The sequence below is a fragment of the Aquitalea magnusonii genome, assembly GCF_003202035.1.
Classification (GTDB): Bacteria; Pseudomonadota; Gammaproteobacteria; order Burkholderiales; family Chromobacteriaceae; genus Aquitalea; species Aquitalea magnusonii.
Genome location: NZ_QJKC01000011.1, coordinates 113,225 through 138,669, shown reverse-complemented (window position 1 = coordinate 138,669; position 25,445 = coordinate 113,225). Strand labels below are relative to the sequence as shown.

General features: G+C 63.0%; 26 protein-coding genes. 22 read left to right on the top strand and 4 right to left on the bottom strand.

The genetic code is table 11. From position 1 onward, the window contains the following. Positions 1-155: 155 nt before the first annotated feature. From DFR38_RS13215 to DFR38_RS13205, 3 genes are read right to left on the bottom strand one after another with little or no spacing between them, the layout of a single operon-like run. Complete coding sequence (locus tag DFR38_RS13215; protein ID WP_059287262.1) at positions 156-1,337, bottom strand: branched-chain amino acid ABC transporter substrate-binding protein; 1,182 nt, start codon at positions 1,335-1,337, stop codon at positions 156-158. A gap of 47 nt (positions 1,338-1,384) precedes the next feature. Beyond that, positions 1,385-2,461 carry an ornithine cyclodeaminase gene (locus DFR38_RS13210; protein WP_204377563.1) on the bottom strand — a complete coding sequence of 359 codons (1,077 nt, stop codon included), beginning with the start codon at positions 2,459-2,461 and terminating at the stop codon, positions 1,385-1,387. Beyond that, positions 2,462-3,493 carry a histone deacetylase family protein gene (locus DFR38_RS13205; protein WP_059287261.1) on the bottom strand — a complete coding sequence of 344 codons (1,032 nt, stop codon included), beginning with the start codon at positions 3,491-3,493 and terminating at the stop codon, positions 2,462-2,464. Positions 3,494-3,535: 42 nt separating this feature from the next. On the opposite strand from DFR38_RS13205, the gene DFR38_RS13200 reads away from it, so the two are divergent. From DFR38_RS13200 to DFR38_RS13110, 19 genes are all read left to right on the top strand, one after another. Then, the gene (locus DFR38_RS13200) at positions 3,536-4,096 is read left to right on the top strand and encodes an Lrp/AsnC family transcriptional regulator (protein WP_244909906.1); all 561 of its coding nucleotides are present in this window, start codon (positions 3,536-3,538) and stop codon (positions 4,094-4,096) included. Positions 4,097-4,428: 332 nt separating this feature from the next. Beyond that, positions 4,429-4,641: a hypothetical protein gene (locus DFR38_RS13195; RefSeq protein WP_059287483.1), complete on the top strand. Its 213-nt coding sequence runs from the start codon at positions 4,429-4,431 to the stop codon at positions 4,639-4,641. A gap of 154 nt (positions 4,642-4,795) precedes the next feature. Then, complete coding sequence (gene hybD / locus DFR38_RS13190; protein ID WP_059287484.1) at positions 4,796-5,404, top strand: HyaD/HybD family hydrogenase maturation endopeptidase; 609 nt, start codon at positions 4,796-4,798, stop codon at positions 5,402-5,404. Continuing rightward, positions 5,404-5,727: a HypC/HybG/HupF family hydrogenase formation chaperone gene (locus DFR38_RS13185; protein ID WP_059287485.1), complete on the top strand. Its 324-nt coding sequence runs from the start codon at positions 5,404-5,406 to the stop codon at positions 5,725-5,727. The genes hybD and DFR38_RS13185 overlap by 1 nt, the downstream gene beginning before the upstream one ends. After that, positions 5,727-6,167, top strand: a complete 441-nt coding sequence (locus DFR38_RS13180) for a thioredoxin domain-containing protein (protein WP_059287486.1) — start codon at positions 5,727-5,729, stop codon at positions 6,165-6,167. Before DFR38_RS13185 ends, DFR38_RS13180 begins: the two co-directional genes overlap by 1 nt. Beyond that, a complete protein-coding gene (locus DFR38_RS13175) occupies positions 6,164-7,027 on the top strand; it encodes a hydrogenase expression/formation protein (protein WP_059287487.1) in 864 nt (287 codons plus the stop codon). Before DFR38_RS13180 ends, DFR38_RS13175 begins: the two co-directional genes overlap by 4 nt. After that, complete coding sequence (locus DFR38_RS13170) at positions 7,027-7,251, top strand: rubredoxin (RefSeq protein ID WP_059287488.1); 225 nt, start codon at positions 7,027-7,029, stop codon at positions 7,249-7,251. The genes DFR38_RS13175 and DFR38_RS13170 overlap by 1 nt, the downstream gene beginning before the upstream one ends. Then, positions 7,248-7,727 (top strand): [NiFe]-hydrogenase assembly chaperone HybE, encoded by a 480-nt coding sequence (hybE, locus tag DFR38_RS13165; protein ID WP_110313512.1) that lies wholly within the window; start codon positions 7,248-7,250, stop codon positions 7,725-7,727. Before DFR38_RS13170 ends, hybE begins: the two co-directional genes overlap by 4 nt. Then, positions 7,724-8,734 carry a hypothetical protein gene (locus DFR38_RS13160; protein ID WP_110313511.1) on the top strand — a complete coding sequence of 337 codons (1,011 nt, stop codon included), beginning with the start codon at positions 7,724-7,726 and terminating at the stop codon, positions 8,732-8,734. The genes hybE and DFR38_RS13160 overlap by 4 nt, the downstream gene beginning before the upstream one ends. Next, a complete protein-coding gene (hypA, locus tag DFR38_RS13155) occupies positions 8,727-9,068 on the top strand; it encodes a hydrogenase maturation nickel metallochaperone HypA (RefSeq protein WP_211310761.1) in 342 nt (113 codons plus the stop codon). Before DFR38_RS13160 ends, hypA begins: the two co-directional genes overlap by 8 nt. A 72-nt stretch (positions 9,069-9,140) precedes the next feature. Continuing rightward, entirely contained in the window at positions 9,141-10,145 is a 1,005-nt protein-coding gene (gene hypB, locus DFR38_RS13150) for a hydrogenase nickel incorporation protein HypB (protein WP_059286082.1), read from the top strand. A 3-nt stretch (positions 10,146-10,148) separates the two neighbouring features. Next, entirely contained in the window at positions 10,149-12,443 is a 2,295-nt protein-coding gene (hypF, locus tag DFR38_RS13145) for a carbamoyltransferase HypF (RefSeq protein ID WP_211310760.1), read from the top strand. A gap of 10 nt (positions 12,444-12,453) precedes the next feature. Next, on the top strand, positions 12,454-12,681 hold the full coding sequence (locus DFR38_RS13140; RefSeq protein WP_059287309.1) for a HypC/HybG/HupF family hydrogenase formation chaperone: 228 nt from the start codon (positions 12,454-12,456) through the stop codon (positions 12,679-12,681). Further along, complete coding sequence (hypD, locus tag DFR38_RS13135) at positions 12,678-13,796, top strand: hydrogenase formation protein HypD (RefSeq protein WP_059287308.1); 1,119 nt, start codon at positions 12,678-12,680, stop codon at positions 13,794-13,796. The genes DFR38_RS13140 and hypD overlap by 4 nt, the downstream gene beginning before the upstream one ends. Then, entirely contained in the window at positions 13,793-14,833 is a 1,041-nt protein-coding gene (gene hypE / locus DFR38_RS13130; RefSeq protein ID WP_059287307.1) for a hydrogenase expression/formation protein HypE, read from the top strand. The genes hypD and hypE overlap by 4 nt, the downstream gene beginning before the upstream one ends. A gap of 96 nt (positions 14,834-14,929) precedes the next feature. Beyond that, entirely contained in the window at positions 14,930-16,369 is a 1,440-nt protein-coding gene (locus tag DFR38_RS13125) for a sigma-54-dependent transcriptional regulator (RefSeq protein ID WP_110313510.1), read from the top strand. Continuing rightward, the gene (locus DFR38_RS13120) at positions 16,353-17,354 is read left to right on the top strand and encodes an NADH-quinone oxidoreductase subunit B family protein (protein ID WP_059287306.1); all 1,002 of its coding nucleotides are present in this window, start codon (positions 16,353-16,355) and stop codon (positions 17,352-17,354) included. Before DFR38_RS13125 ends, DFR38_RS13120 begins: the two co-directional genes overlap by 17 nt. Further along, entirely contained in the window at positions 17,351-18,790 is a 1,440-nt protein-coding gene (locus tag DFR38_RS13115) for a nickel-dependent hydrogenase large subunit (RefSeq protein WP_110313509.1), read from the top strand. Before DFR38_RS13120 ends, DFR38_RS13115 begins: the two co-directional genes overlap by 4 nt. After that, positions 18,766-20,127, top strand: a complete 1,362-nt coding sequence (locus tag DFR38_RS13110) for a sensor histidine kinase (protein ID WP_110313508.1) — start codon at positions 18,766-18,768, stop codon at positions 20,125-20,127. Before DFR38_RS13115 ends, DFR38_RS13110 begins: the two co-directional genes overlap by 25 nt. A gap of 68 nt (positions 20,128-20,195) precedes the next feature. On the opposite strand, the gene rimO is transcribed toward DFR38_RS13110, so the two are convergent. After that, positions 20,196-21,518, bottom strand: coding sequence for a 30S ribosomal protein S12 methylthiotransferase RimO (gene rimO, locus DFR38_RS13105; RefSeq protein ID WP_059287546.1), 1,323 nt, complete (start codon positions 21,516-21,518; stop codon positions 20,196-20,198). A 323-nt stretch (positions 21,519-21,841) separates the two neighbouring features. Here rimO and DFR38_RS13100 point away from each other — a divergent pair, with 323 nt between their 5' ends. The 3 genes from DFR38_RS13100 to tcuB all read left to right on the top strand — a co-directional run bounded on the left by DFR38_RS13100 (position 21,842) and on the right by tcuB (position 25,383). Beyond that, positions 21,842-22,768: a LysR family transcriptional regulator gene (locus DFR38_RS13100; RefSeq protein WP_110313507.1), complete on the top strand. Its 927-nt coding sequence runs from the start codon at positions 21,842-21,844 to the stop codon at positions 22,766-22,768. Positions 22,769-22,847: 79 nt separating this feature from the next. Then, positions 22,848-24,248 (top strand): FAD-dependent tricarballylate dehydrogenase TcuA, encoded by a 1,401-nt coding sequence (gene tcuA, locus DFR38_RS13095; protein ID WP_059286022.1) that lies wholly within the window; start codon positions 22,848-22,850, stop codon positions 24,246-24,248. 1 nt (position 24,249) lies between these two features. Continuing rightward, positions 24,250-25,383, top strand: coding sequence for a tricarballylate utilization 4Fe-4S protein TcuB (gene tcuB / locus DFR38_RS13090; RefSeq protein ID WP_059286021.1), 1,134 nt, complete (start codon positions 24,250-24,252; stop codon positions 25,381-25,383). The last annotated feature ends 62 nt before the right edge of the window (positions 25,384-25,445 follow it).

Genomic DNA, 25,445 nt, shown 5'->3' with positions numbered 1-25,445 from the left:
ATAACGTCAACTGATCGGCCAAATCTGACGTTTGAGTACCCAATGGTAATTGGCCGCTTACCTATTGGAAGCGGCCACAATATGTGTACAAAAAATGGCCAGCAAGTGCTGGCCAAAGTTAGATAGGGGAAATGCAATTTAACAATACGGAACCGTCACAGTCCTCCTGTCGTAGAAACCACTTCCCATTTGCCAGCCTTTGCCTGATACACCGTAATGGCACCATCTTTGACATCACCCTTGGCATCAAAAGCGATATTGCCGGTGATCCCTGCGTAGCTGGTTTTTGCGAGCTCAGGCAGATAGCGCTTGGGATCGGTAGAACCGGCACGTTTCATGGCATCGACCAGTACCTTGACGGCATCGTACTCGTAAGGCGAAAACACCTGCACGGGCACATTGAAACTGGCTTTGAAGCGCTTTTCAAAGTCAGTGAAGCCGGCCATTTTTTCTCGGGGAACACCGCAGGCTGAGGCATAGGTACCCTCCGCAGCATCCCCGGCAAGCTTCATGAATTCCGGCGTCTGTATGCTATCGCCACCAATCAACTTTGACTTAAGCCCCAGGCGTTTCATCTGTTTAGCCATCGGCCCCGCCTGTGCATCCATCCCGCCGTAATAGATCAGGTCGGGTTGATTCGCCTTGATCGCAGTCAGAATGGCCGTAAAGTCGGTTGCAACGTTGGTGGTGAACTCCCGCTTTACCACCACAATGCCATTAGCTTTGGCTGCCTTTTCAAACTCGTCCGCCAGGCCCTGTCCGTATGCGGTACGGTCATCAATGATGGCGACCGTCTTGGCATGCAAACCGGCAGCAGCAAACTTGCCCATTGCCGATCCCTGCTGCACATCATTGGCAATCATCCGGAAGGTAGTTTTATAGCCTTGTGCGGTGAACGCCGGGTTGGTGGCCGATGGCGAAATTTGCGGGATTCCCGCGTCAGAATAAATCTTGGACGCCGGAATGGAGGTCCCTGAATTCAGGTGGCCCACTACGCCGACAACACCAGAATCGACTAGGCGCTGGGCCATCTGAGTGGCAACCTTGGGGTCTCCCTGGTCATCCACTGACTCCAGTTCAAAATGAACCTTCTGACCATTGATGACGACCCCGTCCTTGTTCAGATCATCAATCGCCAGGCGGGCGCCATTCTCCACATCCTTGCCCAGGTGTGAGATTGGCCCGCTAAGCGGTGAAGCCTGGCCAATCTTGACGGTAAGGCTGTCACTTGGCGTCGCCCCCTGCTCTTTAGCGCCCTGATTGCCTTGCTGCTGACCACAGGCAGATAGCGCAAGCGCCAACACCGTCATGCTGCCGAAAATCTTGAGTTGCTCCATCTGAATCTCCTTGTTTATGTTTTTCTACACAGGCTTGTCGCAAGCCCTTAGTCAGACTGCTGGGAAAAGCCGAACAAATTCTTGGGATTGAAATCTTGCGGAATCAGATTCATCAATTGGCCGAGCGACATCGCTTCTGCATGGGTATGCAGATAACGGAGCGCAGCAAAATCCTCCAGCGCAAAGCCGACTGAGTCGAAAATGGTGACCTGAGCTTCGCTCTCACGACCTGACTTCTGGTGCTGCAGAACCTCCCATAATTCGGTCACGGCAAAGTCCGCCGGCATTTGCTGGATATCCCCTTCAATACGGGATTGGGGCTCGTACTCCACAAACACTTTGCCCCGGCGTAGCACATCGGCATGCAACTCGGTCTTACCGGGACAGTCCCCACCGACCGCATTGATATGCATGCCGTCCTCTATCATTTCCGGGGTCAGGATGGTGGCGTAGTTCTTGTCTGCAGTCACTGTGGTGACGATATCTGCGCCGCGTACGGCATCTGCGGTGGAGTTGCAGCGGATCAAGGTCAGCCCTGCTATGCCGGCAAGATTTGCCAGTAACTTGTCGGTGGCTGCCGGATCAATATCGAATACTCGAACTTCGCTAATCCCCAGCACTGCCTTGAATGCGAGAATCTGGAATTCACTTTGTGCGCCATTGCCGATGACCGCCATGCTGCGTGCTGCCGGTCGGGCCAGTAAGCTGGCAACCCAGGCGGAAGTAGCCGCCGTGCGCAAGGCAGTGACAATGGTGAATTCACTCAGTAGCAAAGGAAAACCGGTTGCAACATCGGCAAGGGCGCCAAATGCCATCACCGTCAGCATGTTCTGGAAGGTGTTGACAGGATGGCCGTTGACATACTTGAAGCCATACAACTCGCTGTTAGAAACCGGCATCAATTCAATGACACACTGCTGCGAGTGGTTGGCTACGCGGGCGCACTTCTGAAAATCCTGCCAGCGGCGATAATCTGACTCGATATATGCAACCAGCTCCAGCAGCACGTTCTCAATGCCTTTCCGGCTCAGGAGGGTGCGAATGTCGGCGATATCGAGATAGCGCGTCTGAAATTGGCTTGCCAGACTATCGGGGGCCATGAGTACGGATGTACGTGCATTCATTCATTTATCTCCTTCGAAACCTTGCAGCACATTGACTGCATTGATACCGATTTCATCGACCATATACCCACCTTCCATCACAAACAGCGTCGGCGCTCCGATGGAAGCAATAGCCGCCCCCATCTTGAAATAGTCCTGGCTTGTCAGCCGGAAGTGACTGATCGGGTCGTTTTCAAAGGTATCTACCCCGAGGGAAATCACGACTGCATCAGGCTGGTAAGCGTGAATACGCTGACAGGCATCACTGAGAGACACCGCATAGCTTTCCCAGTCGGTACCGTGTGGCAAGGGGTAATTAAGGTTGAAGCCCTGGCCTGCACCTTTGCCGGTTTCATCACGGTGGCCGGAGAAATAGGGATAGGAGCAACGTGGGTCGCCGTGCAATGAAACAAAGAGCACGTCTGGGCGATCGTAGAAAATGCTCTGCGTACCGTTTCCGTGATGGAAGTCCACATCCAGAATGGCCACCCGCTTCCCTCCCTGATCCAGGCAGGATTGCGCGGCAATTGCAGCGTTATTGAGGTAGCAGTAGCCACCCATATACTCAGCAGCGGCGTGGTGGCCGGGGGGGCGGCAGAGTGCAAATGCACTGCCATTACCCTGAAGCAGGTAGTCCATGCCATTTAGCGCGGTATCGGCACTGCGACGTACTGCTTGCCAAGTGCCTGCAGTAATGGCGACGCCAGCATCCATGGCATAAAAGCCCAGCTTGCCGTCGATATGTTCAGGCTCTATATCACTGCGCAAATCGCGCACAGGCCAGACTAGCGGCAAGGCATCGTGCTGGTGGCCCAGCGCGGTCCACTCCTGCCAGGCCGTTTCCAGAAAGTGCACATACCTCTCACTGTGAACCCGTGCATAGCGTTCGTTGGCATAGTGAGCAGGCAAGGCAATCTCACCCAAGCCAGTCTGACGTACGCGGGCAAGTACGGTGTCTGCGCGGTGAGGGAGTTCAAAACAGGGAGACACCTTGCCATCCTTGAGTTCGGAAGCATGGTGTAGATGATGATCGGGGTTGTAGAAGGTAAGCATCTTGACATCACTTGGCTGTTGTCCTGATGCAAATTATGCAGATTGACGAAAGTAATTATTTTGCTTTTCTTGCTGTTTATTTGGCAATATAAGAAAAGAAAAACCAATTCCATCCCAAAAATGAAGAAGAACATACCAACAGTAGCATTGGATGCTGTGGACCTGTCGATCCTGAAGCATCTGCAGAGCGATGGTGCCATGTCCACGCCAAAGCTGGCTGAGCAGCTGTCACTGAGCGTAACGCCCTGCTGGCGACGATTGAAGCGATTGGAAGAAGAAGGCTATATCCTGGGTTATCAGGCGAATCTGGACCGGCGCAAGCTGGGGCTGGACGTCATGGCTTTTGTCAGTCTGAGCTTTGGCAATGTTGGTGACAAACAGCCTAACCGGTTCGAAACACTGATCCAGGACCATGCGCAGGTGCTGTCCTGCCACAAAATCACCGGCGAAGCAGACTACCTGCTGGTAGTACTGGCCCATGACCTGGACGATTACAGCAATTTTATCGAAGCGCTGCGGGTCATCCCCGGCATCAGTTCTATCCATTCGAACCTGGCACTGAAAGAAATAAAATTCAATTCACGGCTACCTTTGGATATCTGACCTGTGTCAGGGTGCTCTGAGCACGGCTGTAATCATGCCCAAAGAAGACGTCTTGACTTTGGGCTGCGACTGACCGCTTTGGCCGAATTTGAGACCTTGGCTTCGTATCAAGGCAATGGCCGCTTCTGATCGAAAGCTGACTCTTTCCGATTACTAGCAGTCTGACATGCCTTGCCATGGCGATACCCATATTGCATGGAAATGCAATGGCTTAGCGGGCTACCCATCTCAGATATCACTCATCGCCACCTGGCTGTACCGCCCCCCTTCCCAATCTGCCCACCCCCTGACTTTCCCTACGATTTGCCTCATGTCCTGCATGAGGAAATACCGTGTCCCGTACCATCAATCTGATCGTCACCCACTGCGCCGCCAGCCCCAATGGCAAGGTGCTTGGCTCTGCGTCCAGGACGGCCGCAGACTTCATTGACCAGTTGCATGCCCAGCGCGGTTTTCACCATCAGCCGACCGCCATTCCCGCATCAGCCATGCCCATTTCCGGGAATACACCCATCCATCACACCTGCCTGACCACCACTGGTTAGTTGGTTTGCACTTTTACTTTCCATTTGCCAGGAAAATGTCCTTGCATTGCATATGGAATAAGCGGCAAACCCCTGATCCGGCACATATTCCCGGCAAGTCCGGCACTGGCACGAAACTTGATCTGTAACCCACTCCGTTACAGGCCATCACAGCATGCATACCGACAACATCATCATCATGGGGCTGGGCAATCTGCTCTGGGCCGACGAAGGCTTTGGCGTCCGTGCAGCCGAGCAGCTGTATGCCCGCTATCAGTTGCCGGCCAAGGTCGAGGTCGTGGACGGCGGCACCCAGGGGCTGCTGCTGCTGCCCTATGTCGAAGCCGCCGACCGGCTGATCCTGTTCGACGCCATCGATTTCGGGCTGGAACCGGGCACGCTCAAGGTGTATCGCGACGACGCGGTGCCGGCCTACCTTACCGCCAAGAAAATGAGCCTGCACCAGACCGGTTTTTCCGAGGTGCTGGCGCTGGCCGATCTCAAGGGCAATCTGCCGGCCAGCATCGTGCTGATCGGCGTGCAGCCAGTGCAGCTGGAAGACTATGGCGGCAGCCTGACCGAGCCGGTACGTGCCCGGCTGGAGCCGGCCATTGCGCTGGCGGTGGCGCAATTGCAGGAATGGGGGGTGCCGCTGGCGCCGCGGCTGGATGGCGAGCGGCTGAACCATGCCAGCCTGGACATGCAGCGCTATGAAAACGAGCGCCCGTCAGCTGAAGCCGCCTGCCGCATTGGCGACGACCGCGTACTGCAAGGAGAAGGCTGATGTGCCTGGGCATCCCCATGCAAGTGGAGCGCTGCCATGGACTGGTAGCCGACTGTCAGCACGCCGGGCAATGGCAAACGGTGGATCTGTCGCTGGTGGGCGAGGTACAGCCCGGCGACTGGCTGCTGGTGTTTACCGGCGCCGCGCGCGAAGTGCTCAGCCCGCAACAGGCCGCCGACATTCTGGATGCGCTGGCGGCGCTGGATGCCGCCATGAATGGCCGTTTCGACCCGGCCATCCATCTGGCCGATCTCAATCAGCGCGAGCCGCAACTGCCGCCGCATCTGCAAGCGCAATTCGACGCACAAAGGAAACCCTCCTGATGAGCAACCCGCAAGACAATCTGCTGCAAAGGCTGGCGGACACCGGCTACCAGGCCGTCGATGCCGCCAGGCTGGACAGCCTGGCCAGCGCCACGCCAAACCTGATCGTGATGCTGAATGCCGACCCGGTGAAATATCCCGAGGTACTGGACAATGTGGTGATCGTGCCGGAAGTGCTGCGTGAATTCCCCGCCGACACCTTCCACGTGGCCTATGCCGACCTGCCGGCCAGCCAGGCCATCGCCAAACGCTTTGGCATCCTGAAATTCCCCGCCCTGCTGTTTCTGCGCCAGGGCGAATACGTGGGCATCATCGCCGGCCTGCAAGACTGGCCGGACATCGTGCACAGCTTTGCCGACAAGCTGACCGCCCCCACCCGTCGCCCACCGTCGGTCGGCATTGCAGTGACCAGTGCCAGCAGCGAGAAAGGTTGCGCATGAACATCAAACCCTTCCCCGTCGCCGTGGTCGGCCTGGGCCCCGGTTCGCAGCCGGAAGACCCGGACCTGGCCTATATGCCGCTGCCGCGTGAAATCGACAGCTTCGACCAGCCCACCCTGCCCACTTCGGAAGAAGTGGAACATCTGCATGCTGCCAAACAGGTGATTGCCGAGCTGATTACCCAGCTGCAGGGCTATCGGGGTGATGCCGAGGTTTACCCGGTGCAGGACATCAGCCAGCTTGACAGCGCCAACCGCCAGCTGATCAACCAGCTGCTGGGCGAAGGCGAGGTGTCCTGTCGGGTGAAGCTGCTGGACGGCCGCGAACTGGACATGCAGGAGTCGGTCTTCGCCGGCATCTGGCGCGTGCTGGAAAGCAGCGCCGAAGGCCAGCTGCTGGCCGACCGCATCGAAGCCTGCCCGATTCCCGCTGCCGTCTGGCAGGCCGCCCGTGCCTTTGGCAAGGCCGAGCTGGACATTCCCTCCCTGCCCGCGCAATTGATGAACGCCGGCCCGGTACTGACCGAAATTGCCGCCGCCATGCAAAACCCCGGCAGCGAGGCCCATATCATCAACTTTTCCTTGCTGCCGATGAGCCCGGCCGACATGGACTGCCTGGATGCCATCCTGGGGCCGGGCAATAGCGGCGTGTTCTCGCGCGGTTATGGCAAATGCCGCGTCATGGCCACCTCGCTGGCCAATGTCTGGCGCGTGCAGTACTTCAACGGCATGAATGCCATCTTGCTGGATACCCTGGAAATCACCCGCATTCCGGAAGTGGCGCTGGCCTCCACCGACGATCTGGCCGACTCGCTGGACCGCCTGCAGGAAGCCTGGCAGTGGTTGCAGGGGGAATACTGATGGACGGGCGCTTTGAAGGCTCCTATCTGGGCCGTGATGCCAGTCTGGCGGACGATGCGCGCATGGAGTGCAAGATCTGCTGGTGGGTATACGACCCGGCCCTGGGCGACGATGTGTGGCAGATTCCGCCCGGCACGCCGTTTTCCGCGCTGCCGGAACACTGGCGCTGCCCGGAGTGCGACGGCGCGCGCGATCAGTTCATGGTACTGGCCGAGCCAACATGAGCCAGTACCCGCAGCTCTTTGCCACCACGCCCGCCCCGCAGCTGGAGGCACTGTTCCGTGACATCGCCGCCAGCCGCATGCAGGGCATTCCCATCCTCAACCCGGCGCTGCAGGTGGAGGCCATCGGCTTCCAGCAATGGGGTGGCCCGCAAGGCCGGCTGTGGGCCGGCGTGCTGCTGACGCCCTGGTTCATGAACCTGCTATTGCTGCCCATCGACACTGACAGCCTGCCCGCGGTGCCGCCAACCGGCGAAACCGTGATCGCCCTGCCCGGCGATGCCCTGCCCTTCATGGCTGGCCATGAAGACGCACTGGGCGACTACCGGCTGTGCTCGCTGTTTTCGCCGGTGCTGCAGTTTGCCGATCAGGACAGCGCCCGCACCACCGCACTGGAAGTGCTGAAACTGCTGTTTCCGCCGGCACAGCCTGCCGCACCGGATCTGTCGCGGCGGCGGCTGTTTGGACTGGGCCGATGAAAGCCGACCAGATTCACATTGTCCTGAGCCAGAACAAGGACAGCGCACCTGCCGTTCGCGTAAGCTGGCCGCGCCTGGAGGCCGAGCGGCTGTTCATCGGCCAGAGCGCAGCGCAGGCGGTGCACACCACGCCCATGCTGTTTGCCCTGTGCGCCCGCGCCCAGACGCTGGCCGCCCGGCTGGTGCTGCAGCAGGCTGCCGGCGAGCCGGTCAGCGTCAGTCCGCAGCAGCGTGGCAGCATCACGCTGGAAGCGGTACGCGAAACCCTGCGCAAGCTGCTGCTGGACTGGTCGCAAGCATTTGACGGCGCAGCGGCTGCGGCGCACTGGATGGCGCAATGGCGTGCGGCACAGGACCTGCCGGCGCTGCGCAGCCTGGCCGAGGCCATGGTCTACGGTGAAGACTGCGGCCACTGGCTGCAAGGTGGTGAAGATGGCTGGCTGGCGTGGATGCAACAGGGCGCCACCGCCCCGGCACGCTGGCTGCAGCAGCTGGACCAGCCACTGCCCGGCTGCGCGCTGCTGCCGGCGCTGGATGCCGCCACCCTGGCCAGCCAGTTGGCCGACTGGCTGCGCCCTGGCGGGCCGGTATGGCAGGGACAAGCCTGCGAAGCCAGCGCACTGGCACGCGAAGCGGAGCATCTGCCCGGTTTGCTGGCCGCCGGCCTGCTGGCGCGGGCGCGGCTGCTGGCGCGGCTGCTGCAACTGGCGCGCTGGCTGAATGGTGCACTATTGCAAAGCAGCGTGGCCAGCCTGCCGGATGGCGCGCTGGCACTGGTGGAAACCGCGCGCGGGCCGCTGGTGCATCTGGCGGCGCTGGATGCCAGTGGCTGCATCAGCCGTTACCGGGTGCTGCCGCCCACACTGTGGCATGCGCACCCGGAAGGGGTACTGCGGGTAAGTCTGGGTTTTCTGGCAGACGCCCCTGCCGCAGAATGGCAGCGGCAGATCAGTCTGATCGACCCCTGTGTGCCGTACAGCGTAAGCAAGGATGTGGAATATGCATGAAATGTCACTGGCGGAAGGCATCGTCCAGTTACTGGAAGACCAGGCCAAGGCGCAGGACTTCAGCCGGGTCAGGCAAGTGTGGCTGAGCATAGGCGAGCTGGCCGGGGTGGAAGCCGAGGCGCTGGCCTTCTGCCTGGACGTGGTCAGCCGCGACACGCTGGCCGATGGCGCGCGCTTTCACTTTGTGCGCCAGCCCGGCACGGGCTGGTGCCTGGCCTGCAGCCAGAGCGTGGCCATTCACGCCCGCTTTGATGCCTGCCCCTTGTGCGGCAAGCATCAGGTACAGGTGACCGCTGGCGACGAGATGCGTGTCAGCGAACTGGAAGTGGAATAAGCCCCGCACCATGAATACCGGCCAGCGGCCACTCGCCGCGGCCATCAGCATAAAAAACAAGGAGAGGCAGCAATGTGTACCGTTTGCGGCTGCAGCAAAGGCAATGTGAAGATTGAAGGCCGGGCTCCCGGCGGCGTGAAGTTTCCCTATCGACCGCACCATGCGCATGCTCATGACCACGACCACGACCACGACCGGCATCATCATGTCCACGCCCACCCGGCACCGGCAATCCCGGCAGAGCAAGCGGCAGAACATCAGCCCACCCTCAGCCAGCAGGCGGGCGGCGCGGCGCTGCATTACGGCCAGGGTGCGGCCCATGCCCATGCACCGGGGCTGAGCCAGGCGCGCATGGTGAAGATCGAGCAGGACATCCTGTCCAAGAATGATGGCTATGCCGCGCAAAACCGCCAGTGGCTGCGCGACCGTGGCATTTTTGCGCTGAATCTGGTGTCCAGCCCCGGTTCCGGCAAAACCAGCCTGCTGGCCGAAACCATCCGCCAGCTGGGCCGCGACACCCTGGTGTATGTGGTGGAAGGCGACCAGCAAACCAGCAACGATGCCGAACGCATCCGCGCGGCCGGCGCACCGGCCATCCAGATCAACACCGGCAAGGGCTGTCATCTGGACGCCCACATGGTGGGCCAGGCGCTGGAACAACTGAACCCGGCCGACGACAGCCTGTTGCTGATCGAAAACGTCGGCAATCTGGTGTGCCCGGCGGCTTTCGATCTGGGCGAGGCGCACAAGGTGGCCATCCTGTCCGTCACCGAGGGTGAGGACAAGCCGCTCAAATACCCCGATATGTTTGCCGCTGCCGACGTGATGCTGCTGACCAAGATCGACCTGCTGCGTCATCTGGATTTCGACGTCGACGTGTGTATCGCCAATGCCCGCCGCATCAACCCGAAAATCAAGGTCTTGCAGCTGTCCAGCAAGAGCGGCGACGGCATGGACCTGTGGATAGACTGGCTGCTGCTGGAAATGAACGATGCCCAGCTGGTAAAACAGCGCGAAGTGGCCCGCCTGCGCCAGCAGATTGCCGCGCTGGAACAGCGCTTGCAGGAGCGAAGCTGAATCATGCCCACACAAAGACTGCGCCTGACCGTGCGCGGCCGGGTCCAGGGGGTGGGTTTCCGCCCCTTTGTCTGGCGTACCGCCCAGGCCCAGGGTCTGTCCGGTTTTGTGCACAATACCGGCGAAGGCGTCACCATCGAGCTGCAGGGCAGCAGCAGCCAGCTGGCCGCCTTTCGCCACCAGTTGCAGCATGATCTGCCGCCGCTGGCGCAGATAGACAGCCTGCAGCAAAGCCTGCTCGACCCGCTGCCCGAGGCCGGACCGTTTGAAATCCGCGACAGCAGCGGCGGCATCACCCATGCCCGGCTGCCGGCCGACAGCGCCACCTGTCCGGCCTGTCTGAACGAATTGTTCACTCGCGGCGACCGCCGCTATCGCTACCCCTTCATCAACTGCACCGACTGCGGCCCGCGCTACACCGTTACCCATCGCCTGCCCTACGACCGCGCCAACACCAGCATGCTGCCCTTTTTGCTGTGCCCGGAGTGCCGCAGCGAATACCAGAGCCCGCACAGCCGCCGCTTTCATGCCGAACCCACCGCCTGTCCCAACTGCGGCCCGCAGCTGCAACTGACCGACCGCTTCGGCGAGCCGCTGAAAGGCGACCCGGTGCATGGCGCCTGGCAGATCCTGCAAATGGGCCGCAGCATTGCCATGAAGGGTCTGGGCGGCTTTCATCTGGTATGCGATGCCACCAGTGCTGAAGCCGTGGCCCGGCTGCGCCAGCTCAAGCACCGCCCCGGCAAGCCGCTGGCGGTGATGGCGCTGAATATCGACTCGGTGCGTGCCTTCTGTGAAGTCAGCCCGGCCGAAGCCGCCTGGCTGCTGCGCCCGGAACGGCCCATCGTGCTGCTGCAGAAAAAAGCCGGCGCCGACCAGCTGCTGCCGGACATCGCGCCCGGCATTGGCTGCATCGGCGTCATGCTGCCCTATACCCCGCTGCAATGGCTGCTGTTCTACCAGGCGCTGGGCCGCCCGGAGGGCCACGACTGGCGGCGCCAGCCCTGCGAGCGCATCTGGGTGATGACCAGCGCCAACCTGTCCGGCGAACCCATTGTCACCAGCAACCAGGAAGCACGCGAGCGGCTGAACCAGGTGGCCGATGTCTTCCTGCTGCACAACCGCAGCATCGTCACCCGCTGCGACGACAGCGTGCTGGCGCTACAGGCCGGCCAGCCCTTGTTCTATCGCCGCGCCCGCGGCTTTGTGCCCGATCCGCTGCCGCTCGCCGCAGACGGCCCGGATGTGCTGGCGCTGGGTGCCTATCTCAAGAACACGGTCAGCGTATTGCGCGGCACACAGGCTTTTGTGTCGCAGCATGTGGGCGACCTGGACCACCCGCTCAGCTGTGAGGCGCTGGAACAGACCGCCCAGCATCTGCTCGACCTCACCGGCGTCGTTCCGCAAGCCATCGCCTGCGACCTGCAGCCGGACAGCTTCTCCAGCCAGCTGGCGCAGCAATGGTCGCAGCGACTGGGCATTCCCCTGCTGCCGGTCCAACACCATCATGCCCACCTGGCGGCAGTGATGGCCGAACACGGTCTATGCGGCCCGCTGCTGGGGCTGGCACTGGATGGCTACGGTCTGGGCAAGAACGGCGGCGCCTGGGGCGGCGAACTGATGATGCTGGAAGGCGCCAGCTGCGAACGCATGGGCCATGTCAGCCCGCTGCCGCTGCCCGGTGGCGACAAGGCGGCGCGCGAGCCATGGCGCATGGCGGTGGGGCTATGGCAACGCTATTGCCCGGACTTGCCACTGCCGCCGCATCTGGCGGCACAGCCCGGCCTGCCCTTGCTGCTGCGCCAGCTGGAAACCGGGCTCAACTGCCCGGACACCACCAGTATGGGCCGCTGGTTCGATGCCATTGCCGGCCTCACTGCGCTGTGCCCGCGGCAAAGCTTCGAGAGCGAGGCGGCGCAAAAACTGGAAGCGCTGGCGGCACCCTGCGCGCCGCTGGCCGGCGGCTGGCAGGTATCGCCGGCCAATCTGCTGGATCTCGCCCCGCTGGCACGCCAGCTGCTGCAACTATCCGACCCGCAGGCCATCGCCAGCCTGTGGCACGCCACACTGGCAGCGGCGCTGGCCGACTGGGCCGGGCGCGCCGCCAGCACCACCGGCATCCGCCAGCTGGTACTGGCCGGCGGCTGTTTTGCCAATCGCCGCTTGCTGGACAGCCTGCTGCCACTGCTGCGCGATGCCGGGCTGCAAGTCCACACCGCCCGCCAGCTGCCCCCCAATGATGGCGGCCTCAGCCTGGGTCAGGCCTGGGTAGCCAGACAGCGCCTGCTGCAACAATAAGGAAAACACCATGTGCCTGGCCATGCCGGTAAGAATCCGCCAACTGCTGCCCGACGACATGGCAGTGGTCGATGTAGACGGCGTCAGCCGTGAAGTGTCGGTCGCGCTGATCGACAGCCCGCAGGAGGGCGACTATGTCATCCTGCATGTCGGTTACGCCATCGGCAAACTGGATGCCGCAGAAGCCGCCCGCACCCTGGCCTTGATGGACCAGCTGGCGGCAGGAGAGCAGGCATGAAATATGTAGACGAATTCCGCCGCGGCGACATCGCCCGTGGCCTGGCCGCCCACATCCGCACGCTGGTGCAGCCGGACCGGCAATACCGGCTGATGGAATTCTGCGGTGGCCACACCCACGCCATTGCCCGCTACGGCCTCACCGGCTTGCTGCCGGACAATATCCGGCTGATTCACGGCCCCGGCTGTCCGGTGTGCGTGCTGCCCATCGGCCGGGTGGATTCCGCCATCGCGCTGGCACTGCGCCCGGATGTCATCCTGTGCAGCTATGGCGACACCCTGCGCGTGCCGGCGTCCAACAAGATGAGCCTGTACCAGGCCCGTGCCCAGGGCGCGGACGTGCGCATGGTGTACTCCACCAACGACGCCTTGCAGATTGCCCGCGACAACCCGCACAAACAGGTGGTGTTTTTCGCCATCGGTTTTGAAACCACCACCCCGCCCACCGCGCTGGCGCTATTGCAGGCGCGGCAGGAGCAGCTGGCCAATTTCAGCGTGTTCTGCAACCACGTACTCACGCCGCCGGCCATGCGTCATCTGCTGGCGGCGGGTGACGCCGTGCAGCTGGACGGCTTTATCGGCCCCTCGCATGTCAGCACCGTCATCGGCAGCGCGCCCTATGCCGCGGTGGCCGAGGAGTTTGCCAAGCCGGTGGTGATTGCCGGTTTTGAACCGCTGGATGTGCTGCAAGCGGTGGCCATGCTGGTGGAGCAGATCAATGCAGGGCGCACCGAGGTGGAAACCCAGTTCAGCCGCGCGGTTACCCATGACGGCAATCAGAAGGCGCGTGCGCGGGTGGCGCAGACCATGACCCTGCGCGACAGCTTCGAATGGCGCGGCCTGGGCCAGGTGCCGCATTCCGCGCTGGCCATCCACCCGGACTTTGCCGAGTTTGATGCCGAACTGCGCTTTGCCCTGCCCTATCGCCATGTGCCGGACCACAAGGCCTGCGAATGCGCAGCCATCCTGCGCGGGCAAAAACGGCCGCAGGACTGCAAGGTATTCGGCATTGTCTGCAATCCGGACAACCCGCTGGGCTCCTGCATGGTGTCCAGTGAAGGTGCCTGCGCCGCCCACTATCACTATGGCCGTTTCGTACAGGGAGCCACGGCATGAGCAAGCCCTACACCCGTCCGCTCGATCTCAAGCACGGTCTGGTCAACCTGACCCACGGCAGCGGCGGCCGCGCCATGGCCCAGCTGGTGAGCGAGCTGTTTGCTGCCGAATTTGCCAACGACTGGCTGGCCCAGGGCAATGACCAGGCCATCCTGCCGCCACCGGGTACACGCATTGCCATGGCCACCGACAGCCATGTCATTTCGCCGCTGTTCTTCCCCGGTGGCGACATCGGCAGCCTGGCGGTGCATGGCACGGTGAACGACCTGGCCATGGGCGGGGCCACGCCGCTGTATCTGAGTGCTGGTTTCATTCTGGAAGAGGGCCTGCCGCTGGCCGATCTGGCGCGCATCGTGCGCTCCATGGCTGCCGCCGCACGCGATGCCGGGGTGGCCATTGTCACTGGCGATACCAAGGTGGTGGAACGCGGCAAGGGCGATGGCGTGTTCATTACCACCACCGGCGTGGGCGTGGTGGCGGACGGGGTGAAGCTGTCCGGCGATCAGGCCCGCCCCGGCGATGTGATCCTGCTGTCCGGCACCCTGGGCGATCACGGCATGGCGGTGATGTCCCAGCGTGAAGGGCTGGGCTTTGCCAGCCCCATCCTGTCCGACAGCGCGGCGCTGCACACCCTGGCCGCTAGCCTGATGGCCGCCTGCCCCGGCCTGCGCCTGATGCGCGACCCCACCCGCGGTGGGCTGGCCACCACGCTGAATGAAATCGCCCAGCAGTCCGGTGTGGGCATGCGTCTGCAGGAAAACGCCATTCCGGTACAGGCCAGCGTGCGCGCTGCCTGTGAATTTCTCGGACTGGACCCGCTTTACATCGCCAACGAGGGTAAACTGGTGGCCATCTGTCCGCCAGAACAGGCCGCCGCCGCTCTGGCGGCGCTGCAAGCCCACCCGCTGGGGCAGCGGGCGGCCATCATCGGCGAGGTGGTGAATGATGCCCACCAGTTTGTCCGCGTGGCCACCGATTTTGGCGGCGAACGCCTGCTGGACTGGCTCAGCGGCGAAATGCTGCCACGCATTTGCTAGGCTGAAACAGCGGCTGCGGCCATGGCCGCAGCCACCGACCCGGGCGACACAGTCCGGGCGCACAGACAATAACAACGCTTGACTGGGATAAGAACAATGCGCGCAAAACCCGCCATTTTGCTGGTGGATGACGAAATCCGCTCGCTGGAAGCACTGGAACGGACGCTGGAAGACGACTTCACCCTGTTTACCGCGCAGGGAGGCGCGGAAGCACTGGCCATTCTGGAATCGGAATTCATCCAGGTGGTGGTCAGCGACCAGCGCATGCCGGACATGAGCGGGGTGGAATTCCTCAAGCAGGTACGCGAGCGCTGCCCGCAGGTCATCCGCATCATCCTGTCCGGCTACACCGACAACGCCGACATCATCGCCGCCGTCAACGACGCCGGCATCTACCAGTACCTGCTCAAGCCGTGGCGGCCGGAATCGCTGCTGCTGACCGTGCAGGGCGCGGTGGAGCTGTTTCGCCTGCAGCAGGAAAACGAGCTGCTCAATATCGAGCTGAAAGCCTCCGAACCCTGGCTCAAGGTCAAGGTGGACAGCAAGCGCGAACAGATGCGCGAACGCTCGGCCATGGACAATATCGTGCGGGCGCCGGACAGCAGCATGAGCAAGATCTGCGCGCTGCTGGCACGGGTGTCGCCGTTTGACATCTCGGTGCTGATCGAGGGCGAATCCGGCGTGGGCAAGGAATTGCTGGCACGCGCCCTGCACTACGCCAGCCACCGCCGCGACCGCCCCTTCGTGGTGGAAAACTGCGCCGCCATGCCGGAACAGCTGCTGGAAAGCGAGCTGTTCGGTCACAAGCGCGGCGCCTTCACCGGTGCCTATCAGGACCGCATCGGCCTGTTTCAGCAAGCCGATGGCGGCACCATTTTCCTGGATGAAATCGGCGAAACCTCGCCCGCCTTCCAGGCCAAGCTGCTACGGGTGCTGCAGGAGGGCGAAATCCGCCCGGTGGGCAGCCCGCGCCCGCTGAAAGTGAATGTGCGCGTGGTATCGGCCACCAACAAGCTGCTGCCGGAACTGGTGCGCGCCGGCCAGTTTCGCGAAGACCTCTACTACCGGCTGTCGGCGTTTACCGTCAGCGTGCCGCCGCTGCGCGAACGGCCGCAGGACATTCCGCTGATCGCCCAGGCCCTGCTGGAAGAAGCCCGCCATCACTATCAGCGCCCGGCTGCCCGCTTTGGCGAGGACACGCTGCAGGCACTGCGCGATTACCGCTGGCCGGGCAATGTGCGCCAGCTGCGCAACGAGATCAACCGCATGCTGGTGCTGAGCGACGACGACCTGCTGGGCGCCGAACTGCTGTCGGCCGAAGTGCTGCAAGCCGCCGCCGAAGAACAGGTGGCCGAGCTGGCCTTTCTCACGGGCCTGCCCGGCGATCTGAAAACCCGCATGGACGAGCTGGAAAAACAGATCCTGCGCGAAACCCTCACCCGCCAGCGCTGGAACAAGACCCGCGCCGCCGCCGAGCTGGGGCTGTCCCGCGTCGGCCTGCGTAACAAGCTGACCCGCTATGGCCTCGAAAAATAAACGCCTGCTGTGGCTGCAATCCGGTGGCTGTGGTGGCTGCACCCTGTCGCTGCTCAATACCGATGCCCCCAGCCTGTTCACCACGCTGGCCGACATCGGCATCGAGCTGGTCTGGCACCCCAGCTTTGCCGAACAAAGCCTGGATGAAGCCATGCAACTGTTGCAGCGGCTGGCGGATGGCCGCGAAGCGCTGGACATGCTCTGCCTGGAAGGTTCGGTGATGACCGGTGCCGCCGGCCGTTTCCACCTGCTGCCGGACGGGCAAAGCATGAGCACGCTGATCGAACAGCTGGCCCGCCGCGCCGGCCAGGTCATCGCCGTGGGCACTTGCGCCGCTTATGGCGGCATCAGTGCCGCCGGCGACAACCTCACCGGTGCAGTGGGGCTGGACTATACCGGCAATCATCCCGGCGGCCTGCTGGGTGGGAATTTCCATGCCGCCGGCGGCCTGCCGGTGGTGAATATCTCCGGCTGCCCCACCCATCCGGGCTGGGTGCTGGAAACCCTGGCCTTGCTGGCGGCCGACAGCTTGCATGCCAGCGACCTCGACCCCTTGGGTCGTCCGCGTTTTTACGCCGACAAGCTGGTTCACCACGGCTGCGACAAGAACGAGTTTTACGAATTCAAGGCCAGCGCCACCGCGCCCGGCCAGATGGGCTGCCTGATGGAATACGTGGGCTGCAAGGGCACCCAGGCCCATGCCGACTGCAATAGCCGTGGCTGGAATGGCGAGGGCTCCTGCCTGACCGGCGGCTATCCCTGCATCAACTGCACGGCACCGGATTTTGCCGACCCCGGCCATGGCTTCTTCAGCACACCACAGGTAGCCGGTTTCCCGGTGGGCCTGCCCACCGACATGCCCAAGGCCTGGTTTGTCGCGCTGTCCACCCTGTCCAAATCCGCCACGCCGGCACGGGTACGGCAGAATGCCACCCGCGACCGCCTGACCGTCCCCCCCTCGCTACCGAAAAAGGGCAAGGCATGAGCCGCCGCATTCTTGGCCCCTTTAACCGTGTGGAAGGGGATTTGAACATCACGCTGGATTTTGCCGATGGCAAGGTCAGTGCCGCCCGCGTCACCGCACCGCTGTTCCGTGGCTTCGAGCGGATCTTGCTGGGGCGCGAGCCACTGGACGCGCTGGCCATCGTGCCGCGCATCTGCGGCATCTGCTCGGTATCGCAATCGGTGGCGGCGGCGCATGCGCTGTCCCAGCTGTACGGCATCACGCCACCGGCCAATGGCCAGCGGGTGCTGAACCTGATCCACGCGGTGGAAAACATCGCCGATCACCTCAGTCATTTCTATTTGTTTTTCATGCCGGACTTTGCCCGCGCCGACTACCAGTCACATGCCTGGCACGGCGAAACCCTGGCCCGCTTCCAGGCCCAGCGCGGCAGCGCCGTCGCCCCCATGCTGGAAGCACGCGCCATCCTGATGCGCTTCATGGGCAGCCTGGCCGGCCACTGGCCACATACCCTGTGCCTGCAACCGGGCGGGGTAACCAAGGTGGTCAGCGCCGCCGAGCGGGTGCGGCTGCAACAATGGCTGCGCAGCTTCCGCCGCTTTCTGGAGCAGCGCACTTTTGGCCAGCCGCTGGAAGCCATCGCCGCACTGGATAGCCAGGCAGCGCTGGAACACTACCGCTTAGAGACACCAGCCGCCGACTTCGCCCATTTCCTGCACCTTGCCGCGCAGCTGCAATTACACCAGCTGGGCCGCAGCTACGACCACTTCATCGCGGCGGCAGCCTATGCCGGCCCGGACGGCCCCTGGAGCCCGGCCGGGCTGTGGCAACAGGGCGTGAGCCAGCCGCTGCCGCTGGAGCAGATCAGCGAAGACAACCACCGCAGCTGGCTGGCCGGCGATGGCCCGAGCGCCCCGCTGCACACCGACACCGTGCCACTGCCGGACAAGGCCGAAGGCTATAGCTGGAGCAAGGCTCCGCGCGTGGCTGGCCTCGCCGCCGAAACCGGTGCCCTGGCGCGCGGCCTGCTGCGCGGCGAGCCGCTGCTAAGCGAGATGGTGGCCAGTGCCGGCGGCAATGTACTGAGCAGGGTGGTGGCACGCCTCACCGAAGTGGCGCGCATCGTGCCGCTGATGGAACACTGGCTGGCGGCACTGCAGCTGGAACAGCCCTTCCAGCAGCCCTGCCCGGCCAGCCCGCAACACAGCAGCGCCGTCGGCCTGACCGAAGCCGCCCGCGGCATGCTGGGGCACTGGGTGACGCTGGATGCCGGCCGCATCAGCCGCTACCAGATCATCGCCCCCACCACCTGGAATTTTTCCCCACGCGACAGCAAGGAGCTGCCCGGCCCACTGGAAAAAGCGCTGGAAGGCGTGGACGCCAGCGACCCGCAAGCCTTGCAGGTCCAGCACATTGTCAGGAGTTTCGATCCATGCCAGGTCTGCACCACGCACTGAACGCGCCGGTCAGCTTGCCGGATGACCAGACAGCGGCGGCCGGTCAGGAGCTGGCCGAAGCGGCCTGGATCGATGTCATCCAGCGCATGGACGAGGTGTACAGCGAGCTGGTGGCCTCGCAGGAAACGCTGGAAACCAAGCACCGCGAGCTGGCCGAAGCCCATCACTTCACCGAGGGCGTGCTGGCCGCCATGACCGATGTGCTGGTGGTATGCGATACGGTGGGCAAGGTGCGCCAGGTCAACCGTGCCATGCTGCAGCTGACCGGCCATGCGGAAGACCAGCTGGTGGGGCGCGAACTGGCCGAGCTGGTGGAAGACCAGCAGGCACGCAGCCAGATCGCCACCCTGCTGGCGGCAGGCCGCAGCGATGTGCAGGATGTGGAAATCGCCCTGCCCCGCCAGCAGGGTGAGCCGGTGCCGGTCACCTGGAATGTCAGCCCGCTCTACGATGGCGAAGGCCGTTACAGCGGCTTTGTCGCCGTGGGCCGCCCCATCGGCGAACTCAAGCGTGCCTATGCCCAGCTGCAAGCGGCGCATCAGGCACTGAAATCAGCCCAGGCCCAGCTGGTGCAGGCAGAAAAGATGGCCTCGCTCGGCCGGCTGGTGGCCGGGGTGGCGCATGAGCTGAACAATCCCATCAGCTTTATCCTGGGCAATGCCCACGCCATGCAGCGCTATGCCGGCAAGCTCACCCGCTATCTCAATGCCATCCACGCCCATGACCTGGGCAGCGAGACCCAGGCGCTGCGCATCGAGCTGAAAATCGACCGCCTGCTGGCCGACCTGCCCTCGCTCAGCGCCGGGCTGATGGAAGGTGCCGAGCGCAGCGGCCATATCGTGGATGCGCTGAAGCGCTTTTCCGCCGTGGAAGAAAACACCCGCCAGCGGGTGGATCTGGCCGACCTCACCCAGCGCGCCGTGCACTGGGTCAGCCGGGCCGCGCCCTTCCGGGTCGAGGTCAGCAGCAGCGGGCTGGATCAGCCGGCCTGGGTGTGCGGCTCGGCCAACCAGTTGCAACAGGTATTGGTCAACCTGATCCAGAATGCCTTCGATGCCATCGAGAAAACCCCGCAACCCACGCTGCAGCTACGGCTGGAACAGCTCGGCGACAGGGTGGAACTGGTCTTGCTGGACAATGGCCCCGGCATCAGCGAAGAGGCGTTGCCGCTGATTTTCGACCCCTTCTTCACCACCAAGCCCATCGGCAAGGGCACCGGGCTGGGCCTGTCCATCAGCTATGGCATCGTCGAGCGCCATGGCGGCACGCTGAGCGCCGACAGCCCGCTGGGCGGCGGTGCCTGTTTTACCTTGCGCCTGCCGGCCTACCGCCACTGAATCAGCCCGCGCCATGAAAAACGGCCTGCCCGCAGGCAGACCGTTTTACTTGAGCGGCGTGTGGCACATCAGGCAGACACGCGTTCGCCCCACAAATCGTGTTCGCTGCAATCGACGATGTCCACCTCGACAAACTGGCCGGCTTCCAGGCCGACCGCATCATCGACAAACACCAGGCCGTCGATTTCCGGCGCATCGGCATAGCTGCGGCAAATCGCCGTGCCTTCGTCGTCGATTTCGTCCACCAGCACGGTCAGGCGCTGGCCGATGCGGGCTTCCAGCTTGCGTGCGCTGATTTCGGCCTGCACTTCCATAAAGCGTTCCTTGCGCGCTTCCTTGACCTCTTCCGGCACCTGGTCGGGCAAGTCGTTGGCGGTGGCACCCTCGACAGCGGAGTAAGTGAAGCAGCCCACGCGATCCAGCTGGGCTTCGCGCAGGAATTGCAGCAGTTCTTCGAAGTCTTCTTCGGTTTCGCCGGGGAAGCCGACGATGAAGGTGGAGCGGATCACCAGCTGCGGGCAGATTTCGCGCCACTTCTTGATACGGGCCAGCACATTGTCGCTATTGGCCGGACGCTTCATCAGCTTCAGCACTTTCTGGCTGGCATGCTGGAAGGGAATGTCCAGATAAGGCAGGATCTTGCCGTCGCGCATCAGCGGGATCACTTCGTCCACATGCGGATACGGGTAAACATAGTGCAGGCGCACCCAGATGCCATGCTTGCCCAGTTCCTCGCACAGCTCGGTCATGCGGGTCTTCACCGGGCGGCCATCATGGAAGCCCAGCTTGTACTTCACATCCACGCCATAGGCCGAGGTGTCCTGCGAAATCACCAGCAGTTCCTTGACGCCGGCACGCGCCAGGCTGGCGGCTTCGCGCAGTACATCGTGTACCGGGCGGCTTTCCAGATCACCACGCATGGACGGGATGATGCAGAAGGTGCAGCGGTGGTTGCAGCCTTCGGAAATCTTCAGGTAAGCGTAGTGCTTGGGGGTGAGGCGCACGCCGACATCCGGCACCAGATCGACAAAGGGGTCGTGCGGCTTGGGCAGGTAGTTGTGCACCGCCGTCATTACCTCGTCGGTGGCATGCGGGCCGGTTACCGCCAGCACCGAGGGGTGTGCGCTCTGCACCACGCCATCCTTGGCACCCAGACAGCCGGTGACAATCACCTTGCCGTTTTCGCTCAGGGCTTCACCAATGGCATCCAGCGATTCGGTCACCGCCGAATCGATAAAACCACAGGTATTCACCACCACCAGGTCGGCACCATCGTAGGAGGAGGAAATTTCATAACCTTCCGCGCGCAGGCGGGTGAGAATCTGTTCGGAATCGCTCTGGGCCTTGGGGCAGCCAAGCGAAACCATGCCGATACGAGGAGCTTTGGACATGTGGCGTAGTGCAAAAAATGAAAAACGCCAGATTATACAGCCATTTGCCACTTGATACCCAAGCATGCTTATGCGGGAAATGGCAACAGGGCACAGCCTGGCGTCATCACCCGCTTCCGCCGCCATTGCGCCGGGATTTCCCGGCAAGCTGCACCACCGCCGCACCTTGCGCTGCCACCATTTCGCCCCCGCCGGCACCCTGCCCTCCCCACCGCTGGCACAACAAAACCACGGTTTCTGCCTGATGCACCCGGCAGCCCGCAGCGTATCCAGTAAACTGACGCGATACAGATAGCCGTGTCAGCACGGCAAGAGGACGCAGCATGGAACTGAGACAATTACGCTATTTCGTCAGCGTGGTGGCACAAGGCAGCATGGGACGCGCTGCGCTGGAACTGGGGGTGGGGACTTCGGCACTGAGCCAGCAGATCAGCCGGCTGGAGGGCGAATTGTCCACCCGGCTATTGCAGCGCACCTCCAGCGGCGTGGTTCCTACCGATGCTGGCTTGGCCTTCTGGCGGCAGGCGCAGCTGGCCATCCGCCATGCCGACGACGCCATGCGTGCCGCCCAGCTGGCCCGGCTGTCCGGCCATGTCAGCGTGGGCATGGCCCCCAGCACCACCGGCGTGCTGGGCCTGCCCTTCATGGCGGCCATGCGCCAGCGTTACCCGGACATCCGCCTGCATCTGGTGGAAAACCTGTCCGGCAATCTGGCCACCATGCTGGGCGCACGCCAGCTTGATCTGGCGGTGTTGTTTCAGGAAGAACGCACCCGGCGCTGGAGCGTGCTGCCGCTGCTGGAGGAAAAGCTGTTCCTGATCTGCCGCCGCGACCTGCCCGCAGCACCCACGCAGGACCACATCAGCCTGGCCGAGCTGGGCGACATTCCGCTGATCATGCCCAGTGGCCCGCATGGATTGCGCGCACTTCTCAACAACGCCAGCACCCAGGGCGCACACGCGCTGAACATCAGCGCGGAAATCGACGGCCTGTCACTGCTGATGGATGCGGTGCGGGCTGGTTACGGTGCCACCATCCAGCCCGGTGCCGCCATTGCCCGCCTGCCGCCGGAGGAATTCCGTCTGATTGACATCACCGACGCCAGCGTCAGCCGTCCCAATCTGCTGGTGAGCCTGTCCGATGACGAGCTGTCCCCGGCCGGGCTGGCCACCCGTGTGGTGCTGCAACAAGTGGCCAGCGAACTGGCCAGCAGCGGCCAGTGGCCGGGAGCCACTGTTTACAAACGCTAAACACCTGTTGCCCGATCCGCTCTGGCGGCCGGGCTGAGGGCTTTTTACAGTCTCCGCTTGTCTCAGGGAGGCTGTACCCATGTTTGATGTTCTGATCATCGGCGGCGGCAACGCCGCACTCTGCGCCGCACTGATGGCCCGCGAAGCCGGGGCCTCGGTGCTGCTGCTGGAGTCCGCCCCGCGCGCCTGGCGCGGCGGCAATTCGCAGCACACCCGTAACCTGCGCTGCATGCACGATGCCCCGCAAGACGTGCTGGTGGAGGCGTATCCGGAAGAAGAATACTGGCAGGACCTGCTGCGCGTGACCGGCGGCCAGACCGACGAAGCGCTGGCCCGGCTGGTGATTCGCGCCAGCGGCAGCTGTCGCGACTGGATGCGCCGTCACGGCGTGCACTTTCAGCCCTCGCTGTCCGGCGCGCTGCATACCGCCCGTACCAATGCCTTCTTCATGGGCGGCGGCAAGGCACTGGTGAATGCCTACTACCGCAGCGCGGAAAAACTGGGCGTGGCGATTCGCTACGACAGCGCGGTGGAGCGGCTGGAATTGCAGGATGGCCGCTTTGTTGCTGCCCAGCTGGCTGGCGGCGAGCGCATCAGCGCTCGCAGCTGTGTGCTGGCGGCTGGCGGTTTCGAATCCAACCGCGAATGGCTGCGCAGCGCCTGGGGCCAGAACGACCAGGGCGACTGGCCAGCAGATAACTTTCTGATCCGTGGCACCCGTTTCAATCAGGGCGTGCTGCTCAAGTTCATGCAGCAGGCCGGGGCCGACATGGTGGGCGATCCGTCACAATCGCACTGTGTGGCGATTGACGCCCGCGCGCCGCTATACGATGGCGGCATCTGCACCCGGGTGGACTGCGTGTCGCTGGGCATCATGCTCAACCGCAACGCCGAGCGCTTTTACGATGAGGGCGAGGACTTCTGGCCCAAGCGCTATGCCATCTGGGGGCGGCTGGTCGCGCAACAGCCGCAGCAGATCGGCTACTCCATCATCGACTCCAAGGCCATAGGCCGTTTCATGCCGCCGGTATTCCCCGGCAACAAGGCCAATACCCTGCCGGAACTGGCACGCCAGCTGGGACTGGACGAGGTGCGCTTTGTCGACACCGTCCAGCGCTATAACGCGGCCTGTCAGGCCGGGCAGTTCGACCACACCGTGCTGGACAACTGCCACACCAAAGATCTCACCCCGCCCAAAAGCCACTGGGCCTTGCCGCTGGATACCCCGCCTTACTACGGCTACGCGCTGCGCCCCGGCATCACCTTTACCTATCTGGGCCTGAAAACCAATGCCGATGCCGCCGTGCACTTTGCCGGCCAGCCCAGCCCCAACCTGTTTGTGGCCGGTGAAATGATGGCCGGCAATGTGCTGGGCAAGGGTTATGTGGCCGGTATCGGCATGGCCATCGGCACGGCTTTTGGTCGTATTGCCGGCAGCCGTGCCGCCCAGGCAGCTCAGGCTGTTTCACAAGGAATCTGACATGCAACAACTCACCCGCCTGATCGACGAGGCGCAACAACTGGCTGCCGGCCAGCCGGGCTCCCTGCTGGACAAAGCCGAAGCCGAAGTGGCGCGCGACCTGCAAATCTGTAATGCCTGCCGCTATTGCGAGGGCTTTTGCGCAGTGTTTCCCGCCATGACCCAACGGCTGGAATTCGGCCAGGCCGACATTCATTACCTGGCCAATCTCTGCCACAACTGCGGCGCCTGTCTGCATGCCTGCCAGTACGCACCGCCACATGAATTTGCCGTCAACATTCCCAAAGCCATGGCCCAGGTACGCCAGCAAAGCTATACCCGCTTTGCCTGGCCGGGCGCGCTGGGGCGGCTGTATCAGCATGCCGGGCTGACCGTGGCACTGGCACTGGCCAGCGGCCTCGCGCTGTTCCTGCTGCTATTGCAGGCGCTGGCCCCCAGCGTGAGCAGCGGCAATTTCTACGACTACTTCCCGCACCATCTGCTGGCCGGGCTGTTTGGCCCGGTATTCGGCTTTGCCATGCTGGCGCTGGGCCTGGGTGTGCGCCGCTTCTGGCGTGACATCAGCCCGCAAGCGCCGGATGTACCGGCGGTGCTGGATGCCGGTCATGCAGTAGCCACGCTGAAGTATCTGGATGGCGGCCACGGCCAGGGCTGCAATAACGCCGACGATGCCTACACCCTGTGGCGGCGGCGTTTTCACCATTTCACCTTCTATGGCTTCCTGTCCTGCTTTGCCGCCACCATCACCGCCACCGGCTACCACTATCTGCTGGGTCTGCCAGCCCCCTATGCACTGAACAGCCTGCCGGTGCTGCTGGGCTGCGCCGGTGGTATCGGGCTGCTGATTGGCCCGGCCGGTCTGCTGTGGCTGAACCTGCAGCGCGACCCGCAGCATGGCGACATACAACAACGCCCGATGGACCGCGGCTTCATTGCCCTGTTGCTGCTCACCAGCGCCAGCGGCCTGCTGTTGCCATTTGCCCGCCACAGCCATGTGCTGGGCAGCCTGCTGGCCGTGCATCTGGGCGTGGTGATGGCGCTGTTTGTCACCCTGCCCTATGGCAAGTTTGCCCACGGTATTTTCCGCAGCGCGGCCTTGCTGAAATGGGCCATCGAGAAGCGTCAACGCCGCTGACCGTCCATCAGTAAACATTCAGAAAAGCAATAAATACAACGCAACAGATGCAACAAAGGAGA

Excerpts from the sequence above, each read along its gene's own strand:
- hypB (WP_059286082.1), top strand. The coding sequence starts at position 9,141 with ATGTGTACCGTTTGCGGCTGCAGCAAAGGCAATGTGAAGATTGAAGGC.
- hybD (WP_059287484.1), top strand. The coding sequence starts at position 4,796 with ATGCATACCGACAACATCATCATCATGGGGCTGGGCAATCTGCTCTGG.
- tcuB (WP_059286021.1), top strand. The coding sequence starts at position 24,250 with ATGCAACAACTCACCCGCCTGATCGACGAGGCGCAACAACTGGCTGCC.
- DFR38_RS13140 (WP_059287309.1), top strand. The coding sequence starts at position 12,454 with ATGTGCCTGGCCATGCCGGTAAGAATCCGCCAACTGCTGCCCGACGAC.
- hypF (WP_211310760.1), top strand. The coding sequence starts at position 10,149 with ATGCCCACACAAAGACTGCGCCTGACCGTGCGCGGCCGGGTCCAGGGG.
- DFR38_RS13180 (WP_059287486.1), top strand. The coding sequence starts at position 5,727 with ATGAGCAACCCGCAAGACAATCTGCTGCAAAGGCTGGCGGACACCGGC.
- DFR38_RS13205 (WP_059287261.1), bottom strand. The coding sequence starts at position 3,493 with ATGCTTACCTTCTACAACCCCGATCATCATCTACACCATGCTTCCGAA.
- hypA (WP_211310761.1), top strand. The coding sequence starts at position 8,727 with ATGCATGAAATGTCACTGGCGGAAGGCATCGTCCAGTTACTGGAAGAC.
- rimO (WP_059287546.1), bottom strand. The coding sequence starts at position 21,518 with ATGTCCAAAGCTCCTCGTATCGGCATGGTTTCGCTTGGCTGCCCCAAG.
- DFR38_RS13110 (WP_110313508.1), top strand. The coding sequence starts at position 18,766 with ATGCCAGGTCTGCACCACGCACTGAACGCGCCGGTCAGCTTGCCGGAT.
- DFR38_RS13115 (WP_110313509.1), top strand. The coding sequence starts at position 17,351 with ATGAGCCGCCGCATTCTTGGCCCCTTTAACCGTGTGGAAGGGGATTTG.
- DFR38_RS13185 (WP_059287485.1), top strand. The coding sequence starts at position 5,404 with ATGTGCCTGGGCATCCCCATGCAAGTGGAGCGCTGCCATGGACTGGTA.
- DFR38_RS13215 (WP_059287262.1), bottom strand. The coding sequence starts at position 1,337 with ATGGAGCAACTCAAGATTTTCGGCAGCATGACGGTGTTGGCGCTTGCG.
- DFR38_RS13175 (WP_059287487.1), top strand. The coding sequence starts at position 6,164 with ATGAACATCAAACCCTTCCCCGTCGCCGTGGTCGGCCTGGGCCCCGGT.
- DFR38_RS13100 (WP_110313507.1), top strand. The coding sequence starts at position 21,842 with ATGGAACTGAGACAATTACGCTATTTCGTCAGCGTGGTGGCACAAGGC.
- DFR38_RS13210 (WP_204377563.1), bottom strand. The coding sequence starts at position 2,461 with ATGAATGCACGTACATCCGTACTCATGGCCCCCGATAGTCTGGCAAGC.
- DFR38_RS13120 (WP_059287306.1), top strand. The coding sequence starts at position 16,353 with ATGGCCTCGAAAAATAAACGCCTGCTGTGGCTGCAATCCGGTGGCTGT.
- hybE (WP_110313512.1), top strand. The coding sequence starts at position 7,248 with ATGAGCCAGTACCCGCAGCTCTTTGCCACCACGCCCGCCCCGCAGCTG.
- hypE (WP_059287307.1), top strand. The coding sequence starts at position 13,793 with ATGAGCAAGCCCTACACCCGTCCGCTCGATCTCAAGCACGGTCTGGTC.
- DFR38_RS13160 (WP_110313511.1), top strand. The coding sequence starts at position 7,724 with ATGAAAGCCGACCAGATTCACATTGTCCTGAGCCAGAACAAGGACAGC.
- hypD (WP_059287308.1), top strand. The coding sequence starts at position 12,678 with ATGAAATATGTAGACGAATTCCGCCGCGGCGACATCGCCCGTGGCCTG.
- DFR38_RS13125 (WP_110313510.1), top strand. The coding sequence starts at position 14,930 with ATGCGCGCAAAACCCGCCATTTTGCTGGTGGATGACGAAATCCGCTCG.
- DFR38_RS13170 (WP_059287488.1), top strand. The coding sequence starts at position 7,027 with ATGGACGGGCGCTTTGAAGGCTCCTATCTGGGCCGTGATGCCAGTCTG.
- tcuA (WP_059286022.1), top strand. The coding sequence starts at position 22,848 with ATGTTTGATGTTCTGATCATCGGCGGCGGCAACGCCGCACTCTGCGCC.